This is a genomic window from Embleya sp. NPDC001921 (genome assembly GCF_053594475.1).
Genome location: NZ_JBSFEO010000060.1, coordinates 1 through 25,060 on the forward strand (window position 1 = coordinate 1; position 25,060 = coordinate 25,060).

20 protein-coding genes are annotated in these 25,060 nt (G+C 70.6%); 7 read left to right on the plus strand and 13 right to left on the minus strand.

All coding sequences use genetic code 11. From position 1 onward, the window contains the following. Positions 1-70: 70 nt before the first annotated feature. Positions 71-1,771: a DUF885 domain-containing protein gene (locus ACWCPW_RS44605; RefSeq protein WP_449767355.1), complete on the minus strand. Its 1,701-nt coding sequence runs from the start codon at positions 1,769-1,771 to the stop codon at positions 71-73. 338 nt (positions 1,772-2,109) lie between these two features. On the opposite strand from ACWCPW_RS44605, the gene ACWCPW_RS44610 reads away from it, so the two are divergent. Together ACWCPW_RS44610 and htpG are read left to right on the plus strand one after the other, a co-directional pair. Next, a complete protein-coding gene (locus ACWCPW_RS44610; RefSeq protein WP_449767356.1) occupies positions 2,110-2,730 on the plus strand; it encodes a type III effector protein in 621 nt (206 codons plus the stop codon). An 87-nt stretch (positions 2,731-2,817) separates the two neighbouring features. Continuing rightward, a complete protein-coding gene (gene htpG, locus ACWCPW_RS44615; RefSeq protein ID WP_449767357.1) occupies positions 2,818-4,743 on the plus strand; it encodes a molecular chaperone HtpG in 1,926 nt (641 codons plus the stop codon). A 175-nt stretch (positions 4,744-4,918) separates the two neighbouring features. On the opposite strand, the gene ACWCPW_RS44620 is transcribed toward htpG, so the two are convergent. Together ACWCPW_RS44620 and ACWCPW_RS44625 are read right to left on the minus strand one after the other, a co-directional pair. After that, complete coding sequence (locus tag ACWCPW_RS44620; protein WP_449767358.1) at positions 4,919-5,521, minus strand: dihydrofolate reductase family protein; 603 nt, start codon at positions 5,519-5,521, stop codon at positions 4,919-4,921. Beyond that, the gene (locus tag ACWCPW_RS44625) at positions 5,518-6,423 is read right to left on the minus strand and encodes a metalloregulator ArsR/SmtB family transcription factor (protein ID WP_449767359.1); all 906 of its coding nucleotides are present in this window, start codon (positions 6,421-6,423) and stop codon (positions 5,518-5,520) included. Before ACWCPW_RS44625 ends, ACWCPW_RS44620 begins: the two co-directional genes overlap by 4 nt. 159 nt (positions 6,424-6,582) lie before the next feature. Here ACWCPW_RS44625 and ACWCPW_RS44630 point away from each other — a divergent pair, with 159 nt between their 5' ends. Further along, positions 6,583-7,524, plus strand: coding sequence for a DUF1838 family protein (locus tag ACWCPW_RS44630; RefSeq protein ID WP_449767360.1), 942 nt, complete (start codon positions 6,583-6,585; stop codon positions 7,522-7,524). Between the two features lie 22 nt (positions 7,525-7,546). Here ACWCPW_RS44630 and ACWCPW_RS44635 read toward each other — a convergent pair whose 3' ends face one another. Together ACWCPW_RS44635 and ACWCPW_RS44640 are read right to left on the minus strand one after the other, a co-directional pair. Continuing rightward, positions 7,547-8,446 carry a hypothetical protein gene (locus tag ACWCPW_RS44635; RefSeq protein WP_449767361.1) on the minus strand — a complete coding sequence of 300 codons (900 nt, stop codon included), beginning with the start codon at positions 8,444-8,446 and terminating at the stop codon, positions 7,547-7,549. A gap of 303 nt (positions 8,447-8,749) precedes the next feature. Next, complete coding sequence (locus tag ACWCPW_RS44640) at positions 8,750-9,751, minus strand: helix-turn-helix transcriptional regulator (RefSeq protein WP_449767362.1); 1,002 nt, start codon at positions 9,749-9,751, stop codon at positions 8,750-8,752. A gap of 112 nt (positions 9,752-9,863) precedes the next feature. Here ACWCPW_RS44640 and ACWCPW_RS44645 point away from each other — a divergent pair, with 112 nt between their 5' ends. After that, entirely contained in the window at positions 9,864-10,262 is a 399-nt protein-coding gene (locus ACWCPW_RS44645; protein WP_449767363.1) for a VOC family protein, read from the plus strand. Between the two features lie 129 nt (positions 10,263-10,391). Here the strand turns inward: ACWCPW_RS44645 and ACWCPW_RS44650 are convergent, their stop codons facing one another. The 8 genes from ACWCPW_RS44650 to ACWCPW_RS44685 all read right to left on the minus strand — a co-directional run bounded on the left by ACWCPW_RS44650 (position 10,392) and on the right by ACWCPW_RS44685 (position 20,792). Then, the gene (locus ACWCPW_RS44650; protein WP_449767364.1) at positions 10,392-10,715 is read right to left on the minus strand and encodes a YciI family protein; all 324 of its coding nucleotides are present in this window, start codon (positions 10,713-10,715) and stop codon (positions 10,392-10,394) included. Between the two features lie 121 nt (positions 10,716-10,836). Continuing rightward, positions 10,837-12,537: an ABC transporter ATP-binding protein gene (locus ACWCPW_RS44655; protein WP_449767365.1), complete on the minus strand. Its 1,701-nt coding sequence runs from the start codon at positions 12,535-12,537 to the stop codon at positions 10,837-10,839. A 159-nt stretch (positions 12,538-12,696) separates the two neighbouring features. Next, positions 12,697-14,574, minus strand: coding sequence for an ABC transporter ATP-binding protein (locus ACWCPW_RS44660; RefSeq protein ID WP_449767366.1), 1,878 nt, complete (start codon positions 14,572-14,574; stop codon positions 12,697-12,699). Positions 14,575-14,620: 46 nt separating this feature from the next. Further along, positions 14,621-15,691 carry an iron-siderophore ABC transporter substrate-binding protein gene (locus tag ACWCPW_RS44665; RefSeq protein ID WP_449767367.1) on the minus strand — a complete coding sequence of 357 codons (1,071 nt, stop codon included), beginning with the start codon at positions 15,689-15,691 and terminating at the stop codon, positions 14,621-14,623. 90 nt (positions 15,692-15,781) lie between these two features. After that, positions 15,782-16,651 (minus strand): ABC transporter ATP-binding protein, encoded by an 870-nt coding sequence (locus ACWCPW_RS44670; RefSeq protein WP_449767368.1) that lies wholly within the window; start codon positions 16,649-16,651, stop codon positions 15,782-15,784. Between the two features lie 165 nt (positions 16,652-16,816). Then, the gene (locus tag ACWCPW_RS44675; protein WP_449767369.1) at positions 16,817-17,878 is read right to left on the minus strand and encodes a FecCD family ABC transporter permease; all 1,062 of its coding nucleotides are present in this window, start codon (positions 17,876-17,878) and stop codon (positions 16,817-16,819) included. Continuing rightward, positions 17,875-18,945, minus strand: coding sequence for a FecCD family ABC transporter permease (locus ACWCPW_RS44680; protein WP_449767370.1), 1,071 nt, complete (start codon positions 18,943-18,945; stop codon positions 17,875-17,877). Before ACWCPW_RS44680 ends, ACWCPW_RS44675 begins: the two co-directional genes overlap by 4 nt. A 362-nt stretch (positions 18,946-19,307) precedes the next feature. Then, entirely contained in the window at positions 19,308-20,792 is a 1,485-nt protein-coding gene (locus ACWCPW_RS44685) for a carboxylesterase/lipase family protein (protein ID WP_449767405.1), read from the minus strand. Between the two features lie 631 nt (positions 20,793-21,423). Between ACWCPW_RS44685 and ACWCPW_RS44690 the strand changes: the two genes are divergently transcribed. The 3 genes from ACWCPW_RS44690 (at position 21,424) to ACWCPW_RS44700 (ending at position 24,939) form a co-directional block, all read left to right on the plus strand. Then, positions 21,424-22,719 (plus strand): extracellular solute-binding protein, encoded by a 1,296-nt coding sequence (locus ACWCPW_RS44690; protein WP_449767371.1) that lies wholly within the window; start codon positions 21,424-21,426, stop codon positions 22,717-22,719. A gap of 286 nt (positions 22,720-23,005) precedes the next feature. After that, on the plus strand, positions 23,006-24,034 hold the full coding sequence (locus ACWCPW_RS44695) for a carbohydrate ABC transporter permease (protein ID WP_449767372.1): 1,029 nt from the start codon (positions 23,006-23,008) through the stop codon (positions 24,032-24,034). Then, positions 24,031-24,939, plus strand: a complete 909-nt coding sequence (locus ACWCPW_RS44700; protein ID WP_449767373.1) for a sugar ABC transporter permease — start codon at positions 24,031-24,033, stop codon at positions 24,937-24,939. Before ACWCPW_RS44695 ends, ACWCPW_RS44700 begins: the two co-directional genes overlap by 4 nt. Positions 24,940-25,060: the final 121 nt, after the last annotated feature.

Below are 25,060 nucleotides of genomic sequence, written 5' to 3' on the forward strand. Positions count from 1 at the left end.
GCCTCCCCCCCCCCCCCCCCCCCCCGGGCGGGGCCCCCCCCCGCCCCCCCCCCCGGCTCGATCCGCGGTACTACGGAGCCGGCACCGAGGACAGCTCGTCCGCCAGATCGTCGAGCCCCAGCGAACCCTGCGACAACGCCGCCATGTGCCAGGCCTTCAAGTCGAAGGCCGCGCCATGGGCCTTCCGGGCGTTCTCGCGACCCAGGAGCCAGACGCGTTCGCCGAGCTTGTAGCCGATGGCCTGGCCGGGGATGGTCAGATAGCGGGTGAGCTCGCTCTCCACGAAGTCGGCGGGCCGGCTGCTGTGCATACCGAAGAACTCCTGCGCCAGTTCCGGGGTCCAGCGCTCGCCGGGGTGGAACGGGGAGTCCGCGGGGATCTCCAGCTCCAGATGCATCCCGATGTCGACGATGACGCGGGTGGCGCGCATCATCTGGGCGTCGAGGTAGCCCAGGCGCTGCTCGGCGTCGGTGAGGAAGCCGAGTTCGTCCATCAGGCGCTCGGCGTACAGTGCCCAGCCCTCGGCGTTGGCGCTCACCCCACCGATGGTGGCCTGGTAGCGGGACAGGTTGCCCGCGACGAGCGTCCACTGCGCGAGCTGGAGGTGGTGGCCGGGCACACCCTCGTGGTACCAGGTCGACACGAGGTCGTAGACCGGGAATCTGGTCCGGCCCATGGTCGGCAGCCACGTGCGGCCCGGACGGGAGAAGTCCTCGGACGGCGGCGTGTAGTACGGCGCGGCGGCGCTCCCGGGCGGGGCGATGCACGACTCGACCTTGCGCACCTGCGGCGCGAGTTCGAAGTGTGTGCCGTCGAGGCGGTCGATCGCCTGGTCCATCAGGCCCTGCAGCCAGGCCTGGACCTCGTCGACGCCTTCGATGTGTGTGCCGTGCTCGTCGAGGTGGGCGAGCGCGACCCACGGCGTCGCGGCGCCGGGGAGGACCTTCTCGGCCTCCTCCCGCATCTCGCCCAGGATGCGGTGGTACTCCGACCAGCCGTAGGCGTAGGCCTCGTCCAGATCGAGGTCCGTGCCGTTGAAGAAGCGCGACCACAGGGCGTACCGTTCGCGCCCGACGATGTCGGGCGCGTCGGCGATGGTGGGCGCGTACACGTCCCGCATCCAGTCGCGCAGCGCCGTGACGGCGGCGGTGGCGGCGCGTGCGGACTCGTCGAGTTCGGTGCGCAGGGCCTCGGGTCCGGCGGAGGCGAAGTCCTCGAACCAGCCGCGGCCGTTGCCGTCGGTGTCGGCCCACTCGCCGAGCTGCTCGACGCACGTCGCGGTCGGGCGAGGGCTCGCGTACAGCTTGCGCTCCAGGCCCAGGGCGAGCGAGGCGCGGTAGCCCTCCAGCGCGCCCGGCACCGCGCGCAGGCGCTCGGCGATCGCGGCCCAGTCCTGCTCGGTCTCGGCGGGCGTCACCGGGAACACCTCGCGGACCTCGTGCAGCGGCGTACCGAGGTTGCCGACGGTGCGCAGGCCCTCGCCGGCCTCGTGCACCGCGAGTTGCGCGGTCAGCCGCTCGCGGAGCAGGCGCGCGCAGCGCCGCTCGATGTCGTCGTCCGCGCCGGGCAGTTGCTCGGCTTCGGCGAGCCTGGCGAGGGTGGCCCGCGCGAGTTCGGCGCGCGCCTCCTGGCCGGCGGGGGAGAGATCGGGCAGCTTGGCGGAGCTGGCCGGGACACCGAGGTAGGTCCCGATGACCGGGTCGAGCGCGATGAGTTCGTCGACGTACGCGTCGGCGACCTGACGGGGCAACGAGGGGCTGTTGTCTGACATGTGGACATCCTCATACGGCGAGGGCACCGACGTCACGCGGAGTTCCCATCCCATCCGCGATCACCCGTGCCCCAGGGGCACGCCGAGATGCTCACCAACCGTGAGCGTCTGGACGCGCTCGCACACTCCGCCCTATCGTGTCGTCGCTACGACGACACGATGTGGCGTCACCGAGGAGACGACTCCGACCGAGGAGACGACTCCCTCGGGGCACCAAGAGGATGGGGCGCGAGGGGACGGGGCACACGGACATGGGGTACGACGAGCGCGACCCGGGGCCGACGTTCGGCACGGCATCCGGCCGTGTCCCTGCCGCCCCGACCGGCTTGGACACCGGTGTGGCCCTCGGACGGATCCGGGACGCGATGCGCGCGGTCGGGGAGCCGACGCGTCCACCCGGTACGTCCGACCCGCCGCTGAGCGCGCACCAGGTGCTGGTCGCGCTGACACTGCTGCGCGAGCTGCGCCTGGAGATCGCCGGCTGGGAGCCCGATCTGATCGAGGCCGCCCGGCGGTTGGGCACAAGCTGGGCGGATCTGGCGCCGGCCCTGGGCGTGGCCGGCCGGCAGGCGGCCGAGCGGCGCTACCTGCGGCTTCGACCCGCACCCGACGGTTCGACGGCCACCGGCGACCAGCGGGTGGCCGCCGAGCGGGACCGGCGGGCCGGTGACCGGGCGGTGGCCGGCTGGGCTCGGACGCATGCCGCCGGCCTGCGGCAATTGGCCGGGCAGATCGGCGCCCTGACCGACCTGCCGGTCGGTGCCGAACCCGAACTGGCCGCGCTCCGGCGGGCGCTGGGCCGGGACGATCCCGCGGACCTGCTGGGTCCGCTGGCCCAGGCCCGCGGCCATCTACAGCCCGGCCATCCCGCGCTGGCCGAGCGGGTCGGCGCGGTGGTGCGCAGCACCGCCGAGGTGCGCCGGGCGTGCGATCACCGCCGCCGGACACGGCAGCGGTGAACGTCCCGCGTGTTCCCGGTCCACGCCATATCGGTACATCGTCATGTTTGCATCCCGACATGTTTCATCCCGAAAGGAGACCCCAGGGTGGGTAGCAGCGTCGAAACGCTGGAATTCCAGGCCGAGACCCGTCAGTTGCTCCAGTTGGTGATCCACTCGATCTACTCGAACAAGGACATCTTCCTGCGCGAGCTGATCTCGAACGCCTCCGACGCACTGGACAAGCTGCGGCTGGAGTCCCTGATCGACTCCGACCTCGAGGTCGACACGTCCGACCTGCACATCGCCTTGGTCGTGGACAAGGACGCCCGCACGCTGACCGTCCGCGACACCGGGATCGGCATGAGCCGGGACGACATCGTGGACCTGATCGGCACGATCGCCAAGTCCGGCACCGCCGGTCTGCTGGAGAAGATCAAGGAAGCCAAGGACGCCAAGGACACCGTCGCGGCGCAGAGCCTGATCGGGCAGTTCGGCGTCGGCTTCTACTCGGCGTTCATGGTCGCCGACAAGGTCACCCTGCGCACCAGGCGGGCCGGCACCGAGGCCGGCACCGAGTGGGAGTCCGACGGCGAGGGCACCTACACCATCGGGGCCGTCGACGACCTGCCCGTGGGCACCTCGGTCACCCTCCACCTCAAGACCGCCGACAGCGAGGACGGGCTGGCCGACTACCTGGCCGATTGGAAGATCCGCCAGATCGTCAAGCAGTACTCGGACTTCATCCGCTGGCCGATCCGGATGGCCACCGAGCGCACCGACGCCGACGGCGTCACCACGCACGGGGTCGACACGCTCAACTCGATGAAGGCGCTGTGGGCCCGGCCGCGCAGCGAGGTGACCGAGGCCGAGTACAGCGAGTTCTACCAGCAGATCAGCCACGACCGGCTCGACCCGGCCGAGACCATCCACATGCGCGCCGAGGGCAACTTCGAGTACGAGGCGCTGCTGTTCATCCCCTCGCAGGCACCGTTCGACCTGTTCTCCCGCGAGACCAAGAGCGGCGTGCAACTGTACGTCAAGCGCGTGTTCATCATGGACGACTGCGAAGCGCTGATGCCGAACTACCTGCGCTTCGTCAAGGGTGTCGTGGACGCGCACGACCTGTCGCTGAACATCTCCCGCGAGATCCTGCAGCAGGACCGGCAGATTCGCGGCGTGCGCCGGCGCCTGGTCAAGAAGGTCCTCGGCGCGATCAAGGACATGCAGGCCAAGGACGCCGAGCGCTACGCGACGTTCTGGGCCCAGTTCGGCCGCGCGCTGAAGGAGGGCCTCTTCGAGGACCCCGACAACACCGAGGCCATCCTGGAGCTGGTGTCGGCCGCCTCCACGCACGACGCGGAGAAGACCACCACGCTGCGCGAGTACGTCGAGCGCATGAAGGACGGTCAGGACGCGATCTACTACCTGACCGGCGAGACCCGCGCGATGGTGGAGAACTCGCCGCACATGGAGGCCTTCACCGCCAAGGGGTACGAGGTCCTGATCCTCACCGACCCGGTCGACGAGGTCTGGGTCGACCAGGTCCCGGCCTTCGACGGGCACAGCCTCCAGTCCATCGCCAAGGGACAGGTGGACCTCGACGAGCCGGCCGACGGCGACGAGGAGGCCGGGTCGGAGAAGGCCAAGCGCGAGCAGGACTTCGCCGCCCTGCTGCCGTGGTTGACCACGACGCTGTCCGAACAGGTGAAGCAGGTCCGGCTGTCGTCGCGGCTGACCACGTCGGCGGCGTGCATCGTCGGCGACGCCAACGACATGACCCCGACCCTGGAGAAGATGTACCGGGCGATGGGGCAACAGATGCCCCCGGTCAAGCGCATCCTGGAGCTCAACCCGGCGCACCCGCTGATCACCGCGCTGCGCTCGGCGCACGAGGCGAACGCCGACGACCCGGCGCTGGCGGACGTCGTCGAGCTGGTCTACGGCGGCGCGCTGCTCGCCGAGGGCGGCGACCTGCCCGACCCGGCCCGCTTCACCCGTCTGCTGACCGACCGCCTGGCCCGCGGCCTGTGAGCGACGACCGGCACCCGGCCACGGCCTGAACCATTGGCCGAGCGGCGACCATGCCGACGGCACCCACCCAGGCCCCGGAACCCGAACACGGGTTCCGGGGCCTGTGGCCGTGCGGGGCAGCCTTGTACGTACGGGGTCCATGGCGCGGTCGCGGTGGTGCTCTCGATCGGCCGGGTCAGCGGATTCGGTCGTAGACGACGGACACCGTGCCGTGTTCGCCCGCGGTCTGGCTGACGAGTTCCCACTTCCCCGCGGGCAGGCCGTCGTCGAACAGGCGCGGTCCGCCGCCGAGGAAGAGGGGGAAGACCGTGAGCGCGAGGCGGTCGACCTCGTCAGCGGCCAGCAGGGCCTTGATGACGCTCGCGCTGGCCAGTACGAGGATGTCGCCGCCCTCGGTCGCCCGGAGGTCCTTGATCGCCTCGGCGGTCGGCTTGTCGACGATCGTGGTCCGCTCCCAGGGCGCGTGGTCGAGGCTGCCGGAGAGGACCACCTTCTCGGCGTCGACGAGCCACTTCGCGAAGCCCACGTCGCGCGGGTCGGCGCCCTCCATGTCGATGACGGTGGGCCAGAAGCCGAGGAACCCCTCGGCGTTGACCCGCCCGAGCAGGGCCGTCGTGGCCGGTTCGCAGAGGGCGGTCATGTGGTCGCGGGCGACGTCGGTGTGCGCGTACGGCATCACCCAGCTCATGTCGAGCGGGTTGTCCGGCCCGGCGTAGTGGCCGTCGAGGGAGAGGGCGATGTTGGTGACGACCCTGCGGTTGGCGGTCTGCTCGGTCATTTCGTGCTCCTTGTGCGGGTGTCGTGCTCGGTGTCGTCGGTGCCGTCGGTGTCGTCGATGCCGTTGCCGGTCCCGACGGTGTTCTGTGCGTCGGCGGCGAGGATCGCCGCCAGCTTGTCGAGGCTCTGCCCGAAGCCGATCTCGATGCCGGCGACGAAGTCCGCGGAGTCGACGGTGCTGTCGGTGATCCGCCAGTGCGCGTCGAGGTCCGTGCCGGTATCGGTGGGCCGGAGCACGAGTTCGACATGGGAGGTGAAGGCGAGGCCGCCGTCGGGAAGCAGCGGGGAGAGCCGGTAGGCGAGGCGCTCACCGGGGCGGACGTCCTCGACGACTCCCTCCGCCCGCCCGGCGACCGGCTCGGAGCCGTCGACGTCCTCGGCATCGCGGTACTCCAGGACGACCCGCCCGCCCGGTCGCGCCTCGAAGACGAGTTCGGAGACCCGCAGGTCGTCCGGCGTCCACCAGCGGGAGAGCGGGGCGGTCTCGGTCAGGTGGCGCCAGACCGACTCCGGGCGTCCGGGCAGCGACCGGCGGAACCCGAACGAGCGGCCGTCGGCCCACCCCGTCTCGTCCGCGGCGAGCCGCTCGGCGCGCAGGCTGAGCCCGTGGCGGTCGTAGGGCGAGTCGGGACCGGTGACCCGTTCCGCGGTGTCGGCGAGCCGCACGAGTGCGGCCGCCAGGTCCCGCAGCGGGCCCGGCTGGAGGGCGTACACGCGGCGCTGGCCGGTGCGCTGCGAGGTGACCACGCCGGCGCGCTCGAGGGTCTGCAGGTGCTTGGTGGTCTGCGGCTGGCGTGCGTCGGCGAGTTGGGCGAGGACACCGACCGAGCGGGGTCGCTCGGCCAGCAGGCTCACGAGCCGCCATCGGGCCGGATCGGCCAGTGCGGTGAGGAGTGCGTCCATGCCAAGCAGTATTCACGACAGCGAATATTCGAGTCAAGGAATATATCTGTTCTCCTTCGCACGCATCGACGGCGAGATCCCGTGCGACGGCGCCCGGGGTTCGGATTCCGCGAAATGATGTGGCCGGACAGGATCGAGACGAGTGGACGGACACCGCGTATGGAAGCCGGCAAGACATCGCCCGAGGCCCTGATCGCGTCGCTCGACGACGCGAACGCCCGACTCTTCGTGCGGCTGCTCGGCCGTCCCGATGGCCGCGACATGCTCTATCGCATCAGCGGAACCGTGCACAACCACGTGCCCGGTGACGTTCACGGCAAGGCATTCCCGCACGGCCGGGCGCTGTTCGGCGTCGAGGGCTACAACATTCGCCGGCTCGTCCACACGCCGGGCACCGACGACCTGCACATGGTCTCGCGCGAGATCGTCTTCTACACCGATCCGAAGGACGGCAACGTCCTGACGGAGTGGACGAACCCGCTCGACGGGCGGACCCGTCCGCTTCCGCCGATCGCCAACGACCGCGTGCAGTTGTCGTATCGCATCCGCGCCGGCGCCCTGTTCGCGCTGTTCGGCCCCGCCGAGGTTCCGCTGGCCGGCTCCGTCGCGCCGCGGCGGGTGCACCGCAACCTGGTGTGGACCCTGGACGTGCCTCCCGTCTACCGCCTCGCCGACCGATACGGCGTGGACGACGACTTCGGCCTCGCGAACTCGACCTACACGTCATGGGAGTTGTTCGACTTCCTCGTGCACGAGGACGACGCCCGCGCATACTCCGGTACGGACGCCGGCGCCCGGACGGGAGCGATGCCGGTCACCAACTGCTGGAGCCGGATCTGCCCGTACGTGCCCGCGATGGGCATCGCGGAGAGCGAGACGCCGGGCAGCCTCGTCTACCACGCGCGCGCATGGACGCTGGACGGCTTCGACGCGCTGGAACCGTGGCTGGCCGACCTCGTACGCACCCGGCACCCGCTGTACACCAGCGCCCCCGACGCCCCGAGCGCCGGACCCAACACCACCACCTGGACCGCCTTCCACGCCACCGAGCTGGCCCCGCGCGGCCTCACCTGGCGCGAGTGGCGCGACTCGACCCCCTGAGCCGCGCCCGCGCTTCCGGCCGTCAGGGTGTGAGGGGCAGGCGGTCGCCGGTGGCGCCGACTTCCAGGGTTGCGTAGTCGGGGTGGTCCAAGCGGTGGTGGACGTAGATCTGGTCGGCCCACGGGGGGTCGAGGGGCGTGAACGCGCGCAGGCCCAGGACGCGGCCGATCACCCGGTCCGGGTGGGCGGCGTTGAATTCGGCGATCGCGGCGGCCTCGCCGATCCGGTCGATGGTGCCCGGGAGATCGTCGAGGTAACAGGTGACCCGGGGCAACAGGTGGCCGTGGCCGGGCCGGCGGAAGAGATCCAGCGCGGTCGCCGTGGAGGTGTAGTGATCCAGGTCCAGGGAGATGAACCCGACCGGGTGGGCCCGCAGTTCGCGCTCGTGGGTGTCGAGGTAGTCCGGCAACGTCCGCGCGAGGTCGCCGATCACCAACTCGGTCTCGCCCAGCCGGCGGTGCAATCGCTCGTGGTCCATCGTGTAGAAGCCGGGACCGAACAGATAGGGCAGATCCCGGGGATCCTTGGCCGGCGGCATACCCGCCCCGCCGTCGAAGCCGACCACCCGCACCGCGACGCCCGTGGCGGCGGCGTAGTAGCGGGCGTGCTCGGCGAGGGCCAACAGCCCGTTGCCGCCGGCCACCCCGAACTCCACGACCGTCACGCCCCGATGCCCCAGACGCGCGGCCGACTCGGTGGCCCGGCGCACCCCGTACGCGTAGTGTGCCCGCTCCACCAGGCCGAACCGGTACGCGGTCGCCGACCCGACACCGGGAAGCCGGCGTAACACCCGGTTCAAGGCCGCGTGTCGGGTACCGGACTTCGACCAGTCCCACACCACATCGGCCCACCCGCCGGAGGGCCGACGACCGAACGGATGACCCTTTTGCGCACTCGTACCCGAACCACCCCTGCGTACCACGGACATTCCCCCTCGACCCGACGGACCATCGTCGAGAGCCTTCCCGCTTCCCTCCTCCGCCCAACCCGGCGGTCGATCGACGCCGGTTCAGGTCAGGCCCGGGCATGAACGTACGGCGCGATGCCGGTGCCGGTGCCGGGAAGCGCAAGCCCGCGGTCGCCGATCCGCCACGGCACGGCCGCCTCCCGGGCGAGGGCGGTGGCGAACAACGCGCTGCCGAGCTGTACGGCGGTGACCCGGACCCGAAGACTCTACGCAAGCGGGCCGAGCCGGGCCCGACACGGTTCCGGCCACCGCCGTCCCTCACGCCTGCGGCGGGGTTCGCCGAGCCGAGTCCGTGAGCCGGTCGGCCAGCGCCACGACGAGGTCGCGGAGTTGATCCGGTCGCTCGACGCGGAACGGCCGGTCCAGCGACGCGAGCACGGCGGGCAGCCAGTCGAGTCGTTCCACGCGCAGCTCGACACGGGACCAGTGCCCGGCGTCGGAATCCGCGTCGGTCTCGGGTGGCGACTCCGACACGATCGCGATCCCGGCGGGAAGTCGGGTGTGGATCTGCTCGGCTGTCCCCTGGATCCGCAGGGTCACCTCGTGCCGGTACGGAGTGCCGGCCAACCCGGTCAAAACGCGCTCCGCCGGGTCGAACTCGGCAGGCGGCTCGAACGCGCCCGGCAGGGTCCGCGCGCCGGCGATGCGATCCAGCCGGAACGTCCGCTCCTCACCCACCGCGACGTCCGCGCCCGTCACGTACCACCTGCCCGAGTGGGCGACGAGACCGTACGGGTGCAGCGTGCGTTCGCTGCGTCGGCCGTCGGCGGCGATGTACCGGATCGAGATCGGCCGGTGATGGCGCACCGCGTCGGCGACCGAGAGCAGGACCGCGCTCTCCGGGACGGTCGGCTCGCCGGGTTCGGCGGTGAAGGCGAGCGTGCCCAGTACAGCGTCGAGCCTGTGTCGCAGCCGCTCGGGCAGTACTCGCCGGATCTTCGCCGCCGCCGTCTCGCCGGCCGTGCCGGTGGTCGTCGCCAGACCGGCCCGCCGGCCCGCGATCAGTCCGAGCAGTACAGCGAGCGCCTCGTCGTCGCTCAGCATCAGCGGTGGCATGCGGTAGCCGGAAGCCAGGCGGTAGCCGCCATAGCGGCCACGCACGGACTCGACCGGTACGTCGAGATCGATGAGGTGGTCGACGTACCGACGCACCGTGCGCTCGTCGACACCGAGCCGCTCGGCGAGTTCGGCCACCGTTCGCAGGCCGCCGCCTTGCAGGAGCTCCAGCAGGGTGAGCACGCGAGCGGTGGGTCGGGCCATGACCGAAAGTCTCCCGTGAATACCGGGCGGATTGTGTCCGGTATCGATCGTAGCGTGTGATCGCAAGCACCGACCGATCACCGATCACCGATCACCAGCCGGGAGAGTCCCCATGAACTTCGTCTCGATCCGCATCATCACGGCCGACGTGGCCCGCCTCGTCGACTTCTACGAGCGCGCCACCGGCGTGCGGGCGGACTGGGCCACCGAGGACTTCGCCGAACTCAGGACCGCCTCGGCCACCCTGGCGATCGCCGGCACCCGCACCGTCCCCCTGTTCGCGCCCGGCTCCGCCCACCCGGCGGACAACCGCAGCGTCATCATCGAATTCCTCGTCGACGACGTGGACGGCGTGCACCGGAACCTGACCGGCTTCGTGGCGGACTTCGTCAACGAGCCCACCACGATGCCCTGGGGCAACCGTGCGCTCCTGTTCCGCGACCCGGACGGCAACCTCGTCAACTTCTTCACCCCGGTCACCCCGGCCGCCGTCGCGAAGTTCGCGCGCTGACGCCGATCCCGGCGATCGCGCGGCATTGCCGTGGTCGCACCGCGCACCGCCGTCGCGATGGACCCACTCGGCCGGGACGCCGTCACCGTACGCGAACGGCGCCCGCCGATATGACGGCGTCGGGTGCGCTCAGCGCGCCCCCGGCCGAGGCCCCGCCACGCCGGCGAAGGACGGCCCCACCGCACACGGGCGAATGTCGACGTCCCGCCAGACATCGCCGGTCATGTACGGCTCGACCGTCAACCAGGCGTCGAGTTCGGCGCGCGTGGGGAAGTCCAGGACCAACATCGATCCGATCATCCGTCCATCGGCGTCGAGGATCGCGGTACCGAACAACATTCGTCCCGCGGCAACCATCGTGTCGCCGAGTTCGATGTGACGCGGCCTGGCCGCGAGTCGACGGGCCGCGGCGTGTTCGTCGGTTCCGTCGTGAGCGATCAAGAGGAATTGCATGCGGGTCATCCTCCCGCAGGACACCCGCCGATCGACATCCACCCGATCGATCGGCACCCACACCATCGATCGGCGCCCGCACCATCGATCGTCCGCCACACGGTGAGTCGTCGCCCCCGGGTCATCGAGCCACGGCCGAGCAGTAGTCCGCGTCCGTGGCAAGTAGGTTCCGATGGGTGTCCTCGGCCGTGATGACGCCGTCGTCCAGGACCAGGACCCGGTCCGCGACGTCCAGGAGGGCCGGGCTGCCGGTGATCACGACGGTCGTGCGGCCTCGGCGCAGCTTCGCGATGTTGCGCGCGATGAGCTGTTCGGTGACCGCGTCGACGGCCGTCGTCGGGTTGTGCAGGACGAGGACGTCGGTGTCGGCGGCGAGGGCGCGGGCCAGGGAAAGCCGTTGCCGCTGGCCTCCGGACAGGTTCGCGCCGCGGTCGCGGACGCCGTAGTCGAGTCCTTCGCGGTGCAGGGCGACGACGTCGGTCAGCATGGACGCCTCGACGGCCTCGGGGATCATCCGGCTGCCGCCCGACGGGTCGATGTTCGTACGGAGCGTGCCCGCGAAGATCTCCCCGTCGTACGGGTTCACCAGCATGTGTTCACGGACCGCCTCGATCGACAGGCCCGCGATCTCCCGCCCGCCGACCCGTACGACTCCCTCGTAGGCGTCGGGCGGGACGTGTACGGCCAGGATCGACGCGAGTTCGGCCGCCGCGCGCGGCTGGTAGGCGGCGAGCGCCACGAACTCGCCGGGGCCTACCCGGAACTTCACCTTGTGCAGCGACCCGTATCGCACACAGTCGATCTCCAGGTCTCCACCCGCCGCCGGGCGCCCCGGCCCCGGGGTGGTCACCGGCGGCGCGGCCAGCACCAGCGCCATCCGCTCGGCCGACGCACGCGCGATCATCACGTATTTCGGCATGTCCGAGAAAAGCTTGAGCGGTTCCATGATGAACTGCGCCAGCCCCACCGCCATCACGAGTTGGCCGATCGTGATCGAGCCGTCGAACGCCAGCAGACCCGCCGTCACGGTCACCGCGACGGCGAGGATCGCGTTGAGGGCCTGGGCGGTGCCCGCGTACACGCCGTTCACCCTGGCGACGGTGATCGCCTGGCGCCGCGCCTCCGCGCTGACCTTTCGGTAGGACAGGAACGCCGCGTGGTTGCCGCCGAAGCCGTGCAGCGGGCGCAGGCCGGTGATCAGGTCGGCGACCTTCGCGCCCGCCCGGGCCACCCGGGCCTGCTGTTCGCGCGTACTGGCGCCGATGCGCTTGGACATCACGCTCAGGATGGTCAGGATGGCAACGGTTCCCACGATCACCAGCAGGCCGAGCCGGACGTCGGCCAGGCCCAGTGCGACCGCCGCGACCAGTACCGCGACCAGGGAGCTGATCAGCAGCGGCACCACTTCGATGATGTCGGCGGTCTGGTCGGCGTCCTCGGTGGCGATGGTGAGCACCTCGCCGGACTTGAGGTCGACGTCCCTGGCCACCGGCTGGAGACCGCACGCCGCGACCTCCACCCGCCAGTGGTGCGCCTCGGTCGTGTTGGCCTTCTGCAGGATGCGCATCCCGAACCGCCACGACAACGACACGGTCGTGATGATCACGGCCAGCGCGGCGATCGACAGGGCGAGTGAGCCCAGGCTCCGGTCCCGCAACGTGTGTTCGACGATCAGACCGATCGCGATGGGGAAGGCGGTCTCGCCCGCCTGGTACATGCCCATGAGGACGGTGCCCCAGGTCATGGCGCCGGCGTTGCGACGCATCGCGGTCCGCAGGATGGCGGACCCCGAGCGGGGCCGCTGCGTGTCGGGAGTGTTCATCGAGGTGACGGGTATTCGCTTTCCGGTCGGCGGAGTTCGCGGGATTCGCGAAGCTCTCGGGGTTCGAAGGGTTCGCGGAGTTCGCGGGGTTCGAAGGGTTAGCGGAGTTCGCGGGGTTCGAAGGGTCCGCGGAGTTCGCGGGATGGACGGGGCCGCCCGTCAACCACCTTCCCGCCAGGCCCGCCACAGCCGGGCGTAGCGCCCGCCCAGCGCCACCAACTCCTCGTGCGTTCCCTCCTCCACGACGCGTCCCGCGTCCAACACCGCGATCCGGTCCGCCGCCATCGCCTGGGTCAGCCGGTGCGCCACGAACAACGTGGTCCGGCCCGCGCACGCGGCTCGTACGGCCCGCTCCAGTTCGGCCGCGCCCGCGCTGCCCGCCTCCGCGGTCGACTCGTCGAGCACCACCACCGGCGACCGGCCCAGCACCAGCCGGGCCAACGCGATCTGGGCGACCTTGGTGACGTCCAGGCGTTCGCCGCCCTCGCCGACCGCGGTGTTCGGTCCGTCGGGCAGCGCGTCGACCCACCCGTCGGCGCCGACCGTACGCAACGCGCGCCTCAGTTCGGCGTCGGTCGCCTCCGGCGCGGCCAGCCGCAGATCGTCGGCGAGGGAACCGGAGAAGACGTGCGTCTCCTGGGTCAGGATGCTCACCAGGGCCCGCGCCCCGGCCTCGTCCAGATCGGCGAGGTCGGTCGACCCCACGCACACCGAGCCGGCCTGCGGCGTCCCGATGCCCGCGATCAGCGCGGCCAGCGTCGACTTGCCCGCACCCGTCGCTCCCACCAGCGCGAGCGAACCACCGGCCGGGATCGTCAGGTCGACGTCCCGCAGAACCGGCTCCTCGGTGTCGGGATAACAAAACGTCAGCCCGCGCACCGTCACCGAGTACGGCGCGCCGTCCACGAACGCGGCGCCCGCGGACGCGGCTTCCGCGGACCCGACGCCGGCAGACGCAACACTCGCGGACACGCCCTCCGCGGCCCCGACGCCCGCGGACGCCACACCCGCGTCGCCCACGAGCCGATCCTCGCCCGCCTCCTCCAGCACCCCGACCAGCCGGGTCAGGCTCGCGCCCGACTTCTGCGCCTCGTCGAAGGTGAACATGATGGAGCCCAGCGGGGTGAACAGCCGATGGAACATCAGCGGGGCTGCCGACACCTCGCCCAGGGTGGCGGCATCGGCCTCCAACAGGGCGTATCCGACCACGATGATCAGGACCAGCCCGATGAACTCGGCGCGGTTCTCCCGGCCGACGAACCGGCCGAAGAACCGGAACACCTCGATGCCGAGTTCGCGCACGCGCCACGACTCGCGGGTGACCTTCTCCCGGAAGGTGTCCTCGAGGCGGTACGCCCGGACCGTGTCGATGCCGTCCAACCCGCTGATCAACGCCTGCGCACGGTCGGCCTGCGCCACCCGCTGCTTCCGATAGAGCGGGGCGGACCGGGGCAGATACCAGCGCAGGGCCAGCGCGTACGCGGGCAGCGCGCCGGCGCCCGCCAGTCCCAGTCGCCAGTCCAGTCCGAACATCCCGCCCGTGGCGATGACGACCAGCACTCCGGCCGAGAACACCGTGGGGACGGCCGCTCGGATGCCCTTGGACAGCACGGCCACGTCGTCGCCGACCCGGGAGAGCACGTCGCCTCGGCCGACCTGCTCGATCCGCGCGCTCGGCATGCCCAGCACGGCCCGGACCGCGCCTTCGCGCAGCCGCGCGAGCAGGTCCGCGCCCAGCCGTCCGATCAGGTACGTCGACGCCGCGCCGGCCGCCGCGCCCAGGAGCGCGGCGGCCACCAGCAGCAGTCCGATGGTGACCAGGATCGAGCGCGATTCGCTCTCGATCACGCCGTCGACCACCCGGCCGAGCAGGAGCACGGGAAGTACTTGGAGCGCCGCTCCGGCCACCGTGGTGAGCACGGTTCCGGCGGTCAGCCACGGCACTTCGCGGCAGTGCGCCACGACCCATCGGGTGGCCCGGCGTCCGGTCGCCGTACGCAGGCTCGCCGGCGCCGGGCGCGTGTCGGTGGTACTCATCCCCGGCCCGAGGCGGACCGGGGACGGATTATGCCGATCGACATGACTAGCCGGCCGCCTTGACGAGTTCGTCGATGGCGTACGGCAGGGACAACAAGGTGCCCTGGGACATGGCCGCGCCCACCGCCGGGCCCTCGCCGTCCAGCAGGTACGACACCTTCCCGTTCTTGACCGCGGGCAGGTTGGTGAAGAGCTGGAACTTCTTCACCGCGTCCAGGTCCGCCTGGTCGTTGATGACGAAGACGCGGTCGACGTTGAGCAGGTCCATGCGCTCGGGGGAGAGCACCGTGAAGAACTTGCCGTCCGCGATCTTGTCGATCTCCGTCGCGCCCTTGAAGCCGATGCCCGTCAGCAGTCGTCCGCGCACGTCGGTGGTGGTGAACGGCGCGAGCGAGTCCTTGTACCAGGACACCGCGACGGCGGTCTGGTTCGCGAACTCCGGGTGCGCCTTGCGGGCCGCGTCCAGCTTGTCCTGGATGCCCCGCACCATCTTGGTGCCCTCGTCGGACTTGCCGAGCGCCTTGGCGATGTGGATCGCGTTGTCCTGCCACGGCGCGCTGAACGGCTCTTTCTCGGCCTTGGTGCGGCCCACCGTCGGGGCGATCTTGGAGAGCTTGTCGTAGGCGGCCTGGTCGATCTCGGAGTAGACCGCGATGATCAGGTCCGGCCGCAGCGCGGCGATCTTCTCGTAATTGGGGGCGGAGTCCCCGTTGTTCATCACGACCTCGGGGCGGGTGTCGCCCCACTTGTCCTTGGTCCAGGCCCACTGGGTGTTGACGTCGGGGGTCTTGCCCGGCGGGTTGGGGTACTGGTCGACCATGCCGACCGGCTTGATGCCGAGCGCCAGGATGGCCTGGTCGTCGGTGTAGCCGACGGAGACGACCCGCTTGGGGGCCTTGGCCACCTTCGTGGATCCGAACGCGTGCTCCACCGTGACCGGGAAGACGCCGTCGGCGGCGGCGACCGGGGCGTTGCCGCTCGACGTGTCCGCCTTCTTGTCCTTGTCGTCCGAGTCGGAACCACAACCCGTGAGAAGGCCGACTCCGAGCGCCGCGGCGGACAGGATCGCCGCCAACCGTCGCCGGGACCCCGTACGCGTCGTTCGATGGTGGAGCATCCGAATCCCTTGCTTTCGTGCCGTTCGCCGCCCCTCTTGTTAAAGGGCAGGCAAACCATACAGGTACAACTTAGGCAAGGCTAGCCTAAGTTATCGTTGGTCTTCCTGTTTCTGATCTTCACCGGACGCCTGGCCGAGCAGCACGTGCGTGCGGCCGATCGGCACGATCAGCGGCCGGTCGCCCACCGGGTCGTCGATCACTCGCGCGCGCAGCCCGAACGCCTCGTACAGCAACTCGGCGGTGATCACGTCCCGCGGATGCCCCTGCGCCAGGATCGCCCCCGCCTTCATCACGATGAGGTTGTCGCTGTAGCGCGTGGCCAGGTTGAGATCGTGCAGGACCATGACCACGGTGCGCCCCGCCTCGTGCAGGTCGTCCACCAGGTCGAGTACGTCGATGGCGTGCGCCAGGTCCAGGTAGGTGGTCGGCTCGTCCAGCAGCAGCAGGTCGGTGCCCTGGACCAGGGTCATCGAGATCCAGACCCGCTGACGCTGACCGCCGGAGAGCGCGTCGACCGGGCGGTCCGCCAGGTCGGCCACCCCGGTCATGGCCAGCGCGCGCTCCACCACGGCGGCGTCGTCCGACGACCACTGGCGCAGCCAACTCTGGTGCGGATGACGACCCGTGGCGACCAGGTCGGCCACGGTGAGCCCCTCCGGCGCGACCGGGGCCTGCGGCAACAGCCCGAGCTTCTTCGCCACTTCCTTGGTCTTGAGCCTGCCGATGTCGTCGCCGTCCAACAGGACCATGCCCTTGGTCGGCTTGAGCAGCCGCGACAGGGTCCGCAACAGGGTCGACTTCCCACAGCCGTTGGGCCCGATGATCGTGGTGACCAGCCGCGGCGGTATCACCACGTCGAGGCCGTCGATGACGACCCGGCCGCCGTACCCCACCGTGACGCCCTCGGCTGCCAGCCGTGACACGTCGTCGACCTCGGACCCGCCTTCGACCTCGGTCATGAACTGAGCGGCCACTACGTCCCCTTGTCTTGGATTTGCCCGACCATGTGCCCGCGGAATCCGCGGGATCCGCTGTGTCCGCCGTCTCGGCTCGTCCGGGTTCGCGGCTGCCCGCACCGGCCGTGTCGGCTGTGTCCGCTGTATCGGCTGTGTCCCCCGTGTCGGCTACCTGAGATTCGCCCGCACCAGCAGATACACGAGGAACGGGCCGCCGATCGCGGCGGTGACCACGCCGACCGGCAGGGTGATCGGCAACGCCGTACGCGCGACCAGGTCCGAGCCGATCAGCAACAACGCGCCCACCAGGCCGGAGGCGACCATCGGTGGTGTCGGGCATCGCGCCAGACGCATCGCCACCTGTGGCGCCACCAGCGCGACGAACGGGACGGGCCCCGCCGCGCTCACCGCCACACCGGCCAGCAGTACCGCGCACAACAGCAGGACCGCGCGCACCGCCGAGTATCGGACGCCGAGCCCCGCCGCGACGTCGTCGCCGAAGTGCAGCGGCTTGAACTGGAACGCGACGACCGCCACGACGGTCATCAGGACGAGCATGCACCACAGCGCGATCCGGACCTCGTCCCACGATCGATCCTCCAGCGAGCCGACCAACCACGCCTGGGCCCGGGCCACATCCCTGATGTCGGCGGAGACCAGCAGCCAGGTCGTGACGGCCTGTGTCACGGCGCTCACCGAGATGCCGATCAGGATGAGACGGAGGCCGTCGATCCCGCGCCGCCACGACAGGACGTACACCAGCAGACCCGCGCCCAGACCACCCGCGAGCGCCGCCGCGGACAGCCCCACCGAGCCCGTGATCGCCGCGGACGCCCCACCCGAGACCGTCACCAGGAACACCGCGACCGCACTGGCGCCCCCGGTGACGCCCAGAACGTCCGGGCTGGCCAACGGATTGCGGGCGATGGACTGGGTGATCGCCCCGGACACCCCCAGCGCGATCCCCACCACGAGACCGGCCATGGCACGCGGCATCCGCAGGTCCATGATCACGAACTCGTCGACCTGCTCACCCCGGCCGAAGATGGTGGCGACCACCTGCGGCAGGCCGATCGGGAAGTCCCCGATGCCGATGGACAGGCAGAACACCAGGAAGGTCGCCGCCGCCAACAGCAGCGTGACGAGCACCATGCGGGGTCGCCATACGAACGACACGTGCCCCAGCCGTACACCCGGCACCGGCGATCGTTCGACGTCTGTCGCGCTCATGTCCTCTTGAACTTTCCGCGCCACACCAGGGCCGCGAAGAACGGGGCGCCCAGGAGGGCGACGACGACACCCGCGTCCAACTCGCCCGGCCGCGCCACGACTCGCCCCACGACATCGCAGACCAGGAGCACGACGGCCCCGAGCAGACCCGCGTACGGCACAAGCCAGCGGTAGTCCGGCCCGGTCAGATACCGGGCCACGTGGGCCACCATGAGTCCCAGGAACGCGATCGGACCGCACGACGCGGTCGCCGCGCCCGCCAGCAGGGTGATCGCGACGATGCCGATGATCCGGCTTCGCGCGATGTTCACGCCCAGCCCCCGCGCCACGTCGTCACCGAGGTTGAGCAGGTTGATGGTGGGCAGCGTGGCCAGTGCCAACACCAGCCCGACGCCGACGAAAACGGCCGCCGGCCGGATGACGTCGAATCCGACACCGGTCACCGAGCCCGAGTTCCACAATCGCAGCGCGTTCAGCGACGCCTTGTCCGACAACGCGACCGCGGTGGTCATCGCCGCGAGGAACACCGTGATGCCCTGCCCGGCCAGTGCGAGCGTCAACGGGTTGCCGGCGCCCCGGCCGATACTGGCCAACCCGAACACGACGACACCGGCAACACCCGCGCCGAGAAAGGCGAACCAGACGTACTGCGTCGGGTCGGCGAACCCGAACACGGAGACCACCGAGACCACCGCGAAGGAGGCCCCGGCGTTCACCCCCAGCAAGCCCGTGTCGGCGATCGGGTTGCGGGTGTAGCCCTGGATCAACGCCCCGCCCACCCCCAGCGCGACGCCCGCCACGATCGCGAGCACCGTCCGGGGCACCCGCACGGTCTGCACGATGAGCCTGACCTCGTTCTGCCGTTGGTCCGCGTCCGGCGCGGCGAACAACCCGTGCCACACCTCGGCCGGACTCAACGCCCGCGCACCGACCACCAACGACACGAGCGCCGCGACCACGAGGACCGCCACGAGCGCGGCCAGACCCAGCACCCGCCGGTTCCGGACCTCCGCGCCGGTGGGCACGACGTGTACGACGGCGGCCTCGCCCGAATCGACGCGCGTCATCCCTTCGATCCATCGGGGACACGCGACCGACGAGCGCCGAACTTCCCGACCGGGCCCCGCACATCGACACGCACGCCGTGCCCGCCGAGGACGACCGGCGCGGCGTTGTCGAACGATCCGAGGCGGAAGCCGGCGAGGTCGAGGACCAACGGTGCGTCATCAGGAAGACCCTGCGACATACCACTCCCATCGTGCGGGGCAGTCGCCTGTCAGGCGTGCGAAAGATGCGAAAGGTGGGCACGTCGACAGAGCGGCACGCCGGGACTTAGGTGAGCCTAAGTTAATCCCATGAAACTGTCGATAGGGCAATACGGACACTTGATCACCGGGGCCCGGCAGTCCGGAACCCCGGCCTGCGCGGATCACGGGTACAGCGGGCCGAAGTTCGCGTCGGTCCAGGGTGCGTGGACGGGTGCGTGGGGCCGGTCCCGCGTGTCCCAGACGTGGGTGTGCCGGGTCGTGTCGTCCAGGGGTGGCCAGCCGGGGTCGCCGTCGGCGGCGAAGGCGGCCCAGGTGCGCACCATGCGTTGCGAGAGTCGGCGGTCCGCGTCGTCGGGTGGGCCGCCGATGAGGAATCGCACCTCGTCGAGATCGAGGTTGCCGAACGCGAAGGGGACGTCCGCGCAGTGCCAGGCGCGCGGCACCGCACCCGGGGCGTTCGGACGGCGGGCGAATCGGGACAGGAAGGCCCGGCCACCCGCGCGGGCGTGCCGTTCGGCCAGGCGCCGGCTGTACTCGCCGAACATCACGTCGCCGAGAATCGTGAGGTAGACATCCAGGACCGGCGCCTGCGGCATACCCGTGCGGTACGCGGTCACCAACGCCTCGGACAGGCCGAAGTCGGCCGCGAAGACCTCCAGTTGCCGTTCGGTGGTGACCTTCGCGCTGCTGCCCACGGCGTCGAGGAGCCAGTACTCCTCCGCGGTGTGGCAGACCAGCAGGTCCACTTTCCGCGCCCGGCCGTCGGCCAGACCGGTGAGGGGGTCGGCGGGCAGCACGTCGCCGTCGACCACCGGTGCGTGGATGACCGGGTCGTAGTGCCGGCGGCCGGAGTGTGGATCGCGCCGATAGTCGTCGACGACCCGATCGCAGGCGGCCACCAGCGCGCCGGGCGTCGCCGCCGTCAGCGCCTCGGCGGTGGCCGGGCGGCCCGCCGCGGCCGCGACCTCGGCGGTCGTCGCGGCGGCGAACTCGCGTGAGTGGATCGGGGCCGCGGGGCTGTGCGCGATGACGCGGCGGAACAGGCCCCGAGCGCGTTCCATCACCATCAGGCAGGCCGCGGCGGTGGCGCCGGAGGACTGGCCCGCCACCGTGACGTTGTCGGGGTCGCCGCCGAAGCCCGCGATGTTGTCCCGGACCCAGCGCAGCGCGGCGACCTGGTCGAGCAGGCCCCGGTTGTCGGGAAGGCCGGCGCCCGCGCCGCCCGGTACGTGCCCGAAGCCCTCGAAGCCCAGCCGGTGGTTGGCGGTGACCACGACCAGTCCGGCCCGGGCCAGGGCCACGCCGTCGAAGTCGGGCTGCGCGGAGGAGCCGAAGGTGTGGGCGCCGCCGTGGATCCAGACCAGGGCGGGCAGCCGGGTGCCGGCGGGGGCCGGGGTCCAGACGTTGACGGTGAGCACGTCCTCGTCCCCCGGCGACCACACGGGTGCGCCCGGAAGGCGTGCCGATTGCGGGGCGATCGGCCCGAAGCTCGAACCGTCCCGGATCCCGGTCCACGCCGCCGGCGCGCGGGGTTCGCGGAACCGGTCGACGCCGAAGGGCGGGGCCGCGTACGGAATGCCGAGGATCGCGACCACGTCCGGAACGCGTCGATGCCCGCGCACCGCGCCGTACCGCGTCGCGAACACATCGCCGACCTCGGCCGCGCCTCCGCCTTCGAAACCGACACCGCCGCCGGCACCGGCACCGGCACCGACGTTGGTGCCGGCGTCGGCATTGACCTCATATCCGGCATTTACACTATTGGCGATGTTCCCGAGATCCACCCGGATCACCTTTCGACGCACGACCGACCGCCGCCCCCGCGCACGACGCCCCGAGAAGAACGACGCCCCGCGCCGCACGAAGAGCCATCGACCGGCGACATCCCGCAACCCGCGCACGCGCTCTTGCTGAAACTTCTTGCAAGCCGATGTGAACCTAAGCCCGCCCTGACACCACGTCAATATGCGGCAACCCCAAGGCCCTTCCCGTGAGAGTGGTCTCGACCGGGGACAAAACGGAAGCCACGAGAGCCGGCTCCACCCCGCGACACCCCGCCTCCGCCACACACCACCCCGGCGTCGGGCCGCCCGCACGACCTCATCCGCACCCGACGCGCTCACCCGACGACAATCCGCAAAACGTTGCGGAAATATCTTGCAAGCTCTTCCACTGAGGGACCTCCCGTTGCTACGTTCCTTCCCGCAGTCCGGTGGCCGCCCCGGCCAACGGACGGTCCGAAGCCCTGGTGGCCGGACCCATTCCCGAGGAGTGCAGATGCGACGGAGCATTTCCGCGGCGGCCGCAGCCGCGGCGCTCACGCTCACGCTCACCGCATGTGGCGGTGACGATGGCGGCGCCAAGGGCGGACAGCCCGCGGCGGCCAAGGACCCCGCGGCGGTGTCCGGCACGGTGACCTGGTGGGACACCTCCGACTCCACCAGCGAGGCGCCCGCCTACAAGGAACTGATAGCCAAGTTCGAGGCGGCGTACCCCAAGATCAAGATCAAGTACGAGAACGTCCCGTTCGACGACGCCCGCGACAAGTTCAAGACCGCGGCCCAGGGCGGTACCGGCGCGCCGGACGTGCTGCGCGCCGACGTCGGCTGGAACCCGGCCTTCGCCGAGCTGGGGTACCTCCAGCCGCTCGACGGCACGCCCGCGCTGAACCGCCGGGAGGGCTTCCTGCCCAGCTCGTTCGCGAGCACCCAGTACAAGCAGAAGACCTACGGCGTCCCGCTCGTGACGGACACCCTCGCGCTGCTCTACAACAAGGAGCTGCTCGCGAAGGCCGGCATCACCAAGCCGCCGGCCACGTGGGACGAGGTCAAGGCCGCGGGCCTCGCGGTCAAGGCCAAGACCGGGAACGCGGGCGTGTTCATGAAGCCGCAGGGCTTCTACGCGCTGCCGCTCATCTACGGCGAGGGCGGTGGGCTGGTCGACGTGCAGGCGAAGAAGATCACCGTCAACGACGACAAGGCGCAAAAGGCCATCGGCATCGGCAAGGACCTGATCGACTCCGGCGCGGCGGTCACCGACGTGACCAAGGATGCCTACTCGAACATGCAGGCCATGTTCAAGGAGGGCAAGCTGGCCATGATGATCAACGGCCCCTGGTCGATCAGCGACGACCTCAAGGGTCCGGCGTTCGCGGACAAGGCCAACCTGGGCATCGCCCCGGTCCCCGCCGGCAGCACCGGCAAGGCGGGCTCCCCCACCGGCGGCCACAACCTGGTCGTCTACGCGGGCTCGAAGAACCTCGACGCTTCCTACCTGTTCGTCGAGTTCCTCACCCGGCCGGAGAACCAGGCGTTCACGGCGGAGAAGAACCACGTGTTGCCCACCCGGGCCGAGGCGTACTCGATGGGCGCGGTCCCCTCCGATCCCACCATCACCGCCTTCCGCGCCGCGCTCGACACCGCCGTGCCGGGACCGCCGCTGGCCCGCGCGAGCGACCTGTTCGACCCGATGGACACGACCATGGAGAAGATCTACAGCGGTCAGGTCTCGACCAAGGCCGGTCTCGACGACGTCGCCAAGGCGGCCCGGGGCATCCTGCCCGACTTCAAGTAGCGACGACGGGCGTCTCCTCGCACCCGCACCCGGGCCGAGGAGACGCCCGGACCGCCATGTCCGACCGGCGGCATCCGCCCCCCGCGTCCGACCGGCGAGTCCGGCCCCCGACGTCCCGACCGGCGTGTGCGACCCCGCGTACGTCCGGCGGTCCGCGCACGTCGCACGGGTCGGCGCGGTGCTCGATCCCCGCGCCGACCCGCCCCAACCCCCAGGCACCGCACCGTGGCTGACGCTGCGTCAGGAACACGGACGGTGCGGTCGCAGGCTATGAGGCAGGACCATCATGACCACCACCATCGAGGCACCGGAGTCCCCCGGGTCGCCCTCAGTCCCCGAAGGCAAGACACCGCGCAAACCCGCCGCGGGCCGCTTCCGTCGGATCCTGCGCCGGCTGCGCCGGTCGTACGACTCGCACTGGTACGCCTGGGCCATGGTGCTCCCGGTCGTCCTGGTCCTGGGTGTGCTGGTGGGATACCCGCTCGTCCGCGGGCTCTACTACTCGTTGACCGACATCAACGAGGCCAACATGGGCCGCACGATCGGGGTCAACCACATCCCCGCCACCTACGAGTGGGTGGGCCTGAAGAACTACCGCGACGTGCTCTCCGGCAGCGACGGCAACTTCTACCCGAAGCTGCAATGGACGATGATCTGGACGGTCTCGTGCGTCGTCCTGCACTACACGCTCGGCCTGGGCCTCGCGGTGCTGCTCAACCGCAAGGTCCGGTTCAGCGGGATGTACCGGATCATGCTCGTCGTCCCGTGGGCGGTGCCCGCGTTCGTCTCGGCGTTCGCGTGGCGGCTGATGCTCAACAAGGACAACGGCGTGATCAACTCGATCCTCGGCGGCGCGGGCATGGACCCCGTCGACTGGCTCGGGCAACCGACCACGGCCAAGATCGCCGTGATCATGGTCAACGTCTGGATCGGCGTGCCGTTCAACATGGTGGCGATCCTGGGCGGGCTCCAGTCGATCCCCCAGGAGCAGTACGAGGCCGCCGAGATGGACGGGGCCACGCCCTGGCAGCGCTTCCGCTACGTGACCCTGCCCGGCCTGCGCCCGATCAGCGCGACGATCATCCTGCTCGGCGTGATCTGGACGTTCAACCAGTTCGCCGTCATCTACCTGGTCACCGAGGGCGGGCCGTTCGGCTCCACGGAGATCCTGGTGACGTTCGCCTACAAGCTCGGGTTCGCCAACATCCGCGACTACGCCGGGGCCGCGACCTACGGGGCGATCATCCTGTCGATGCTCATCCTGTTCGCGACCGCCTACCGTCGCACCCTCGACCGCAAGGGGCAGGCGGCATGACCACCACGACACCCCGACCCGTCCGGACCGAACCCGCCGCCCCCGGCCGGCGACCCGCGGCTCGGCCGCGCAGGCGGGCCCGCGGCGAACGCGGCCGGCTCGCCTCGATCGCGCTGCACACCGCTCTCCTGATCGCGAGCGCGATCGGGATCTTCCCGGTGCTGTGGGTTGCGCTGACCTCGCTCAAGCCGGGCGACGACTGGCAAAAGCCGGGCAGCTTCGCCGGGTTGTCCCTGGCCAACTACCGAGACGTGCTCTCCGACGGCTCGTTCGTGCGCTGGTTCGGCAACTCGATCGTCGTCGCGCTCGGCACCACGCTGCTCGGCGTGTTCATCGCCGCGAGCGCCGGCTACGCCCTGTCCCGGATGCGATTCCCCGGCCACAAACCGCTGATGTGGGCCTTCCTGGTCGTGCAGATGTTCCCGGTGGCCGTGCTCATCGTGCCGATGTACACGATCATGGCGAAGCTGCACCTGATCAACACCTACGGCAGCCTGATCCTCGCCTACTGCACCGTGGCCGTGCCGTTCTGCGCCTGGATGCTCAAGAGCTACTTCGACACGATCCCGCGCGAGATCGACGAGGCGGGACGGGTCGACGGGCTGACCCCGTTCGGCACGTTCTGGCGGCTGATCATGCCGCTGGCCCGGCCCGGCCTCGCGGTGACCGCGTTCTACAGCTTCCTCACCGCGTGGGGCGAGGTCGCCTACGCGACGACCTTCATGAACGACCGCAAGCACTACACCCTCGCGGTCGGCCTGAGCACCTGGGTGGGCCAGTTCAAGAGCGAGTGGGGCCTGATGACCGCGGCCTCGGTGCTCATCACCATTCCCGCGGCGCTGGTCTTCTTCTTCGTCCAACGACACCTGGTCTCCGGCCTCACCGCGGGCGGGACCAAATCCTGACCCCGACACCGGGGCCCCGGAACCGGCCGCCGCACACCCGGACACCCTCCCTTCGCACCTCACCGCACCGCACCGCGTCGCAACGCAACGCACCGTGAGCCGACCGTACGACAGGACGACA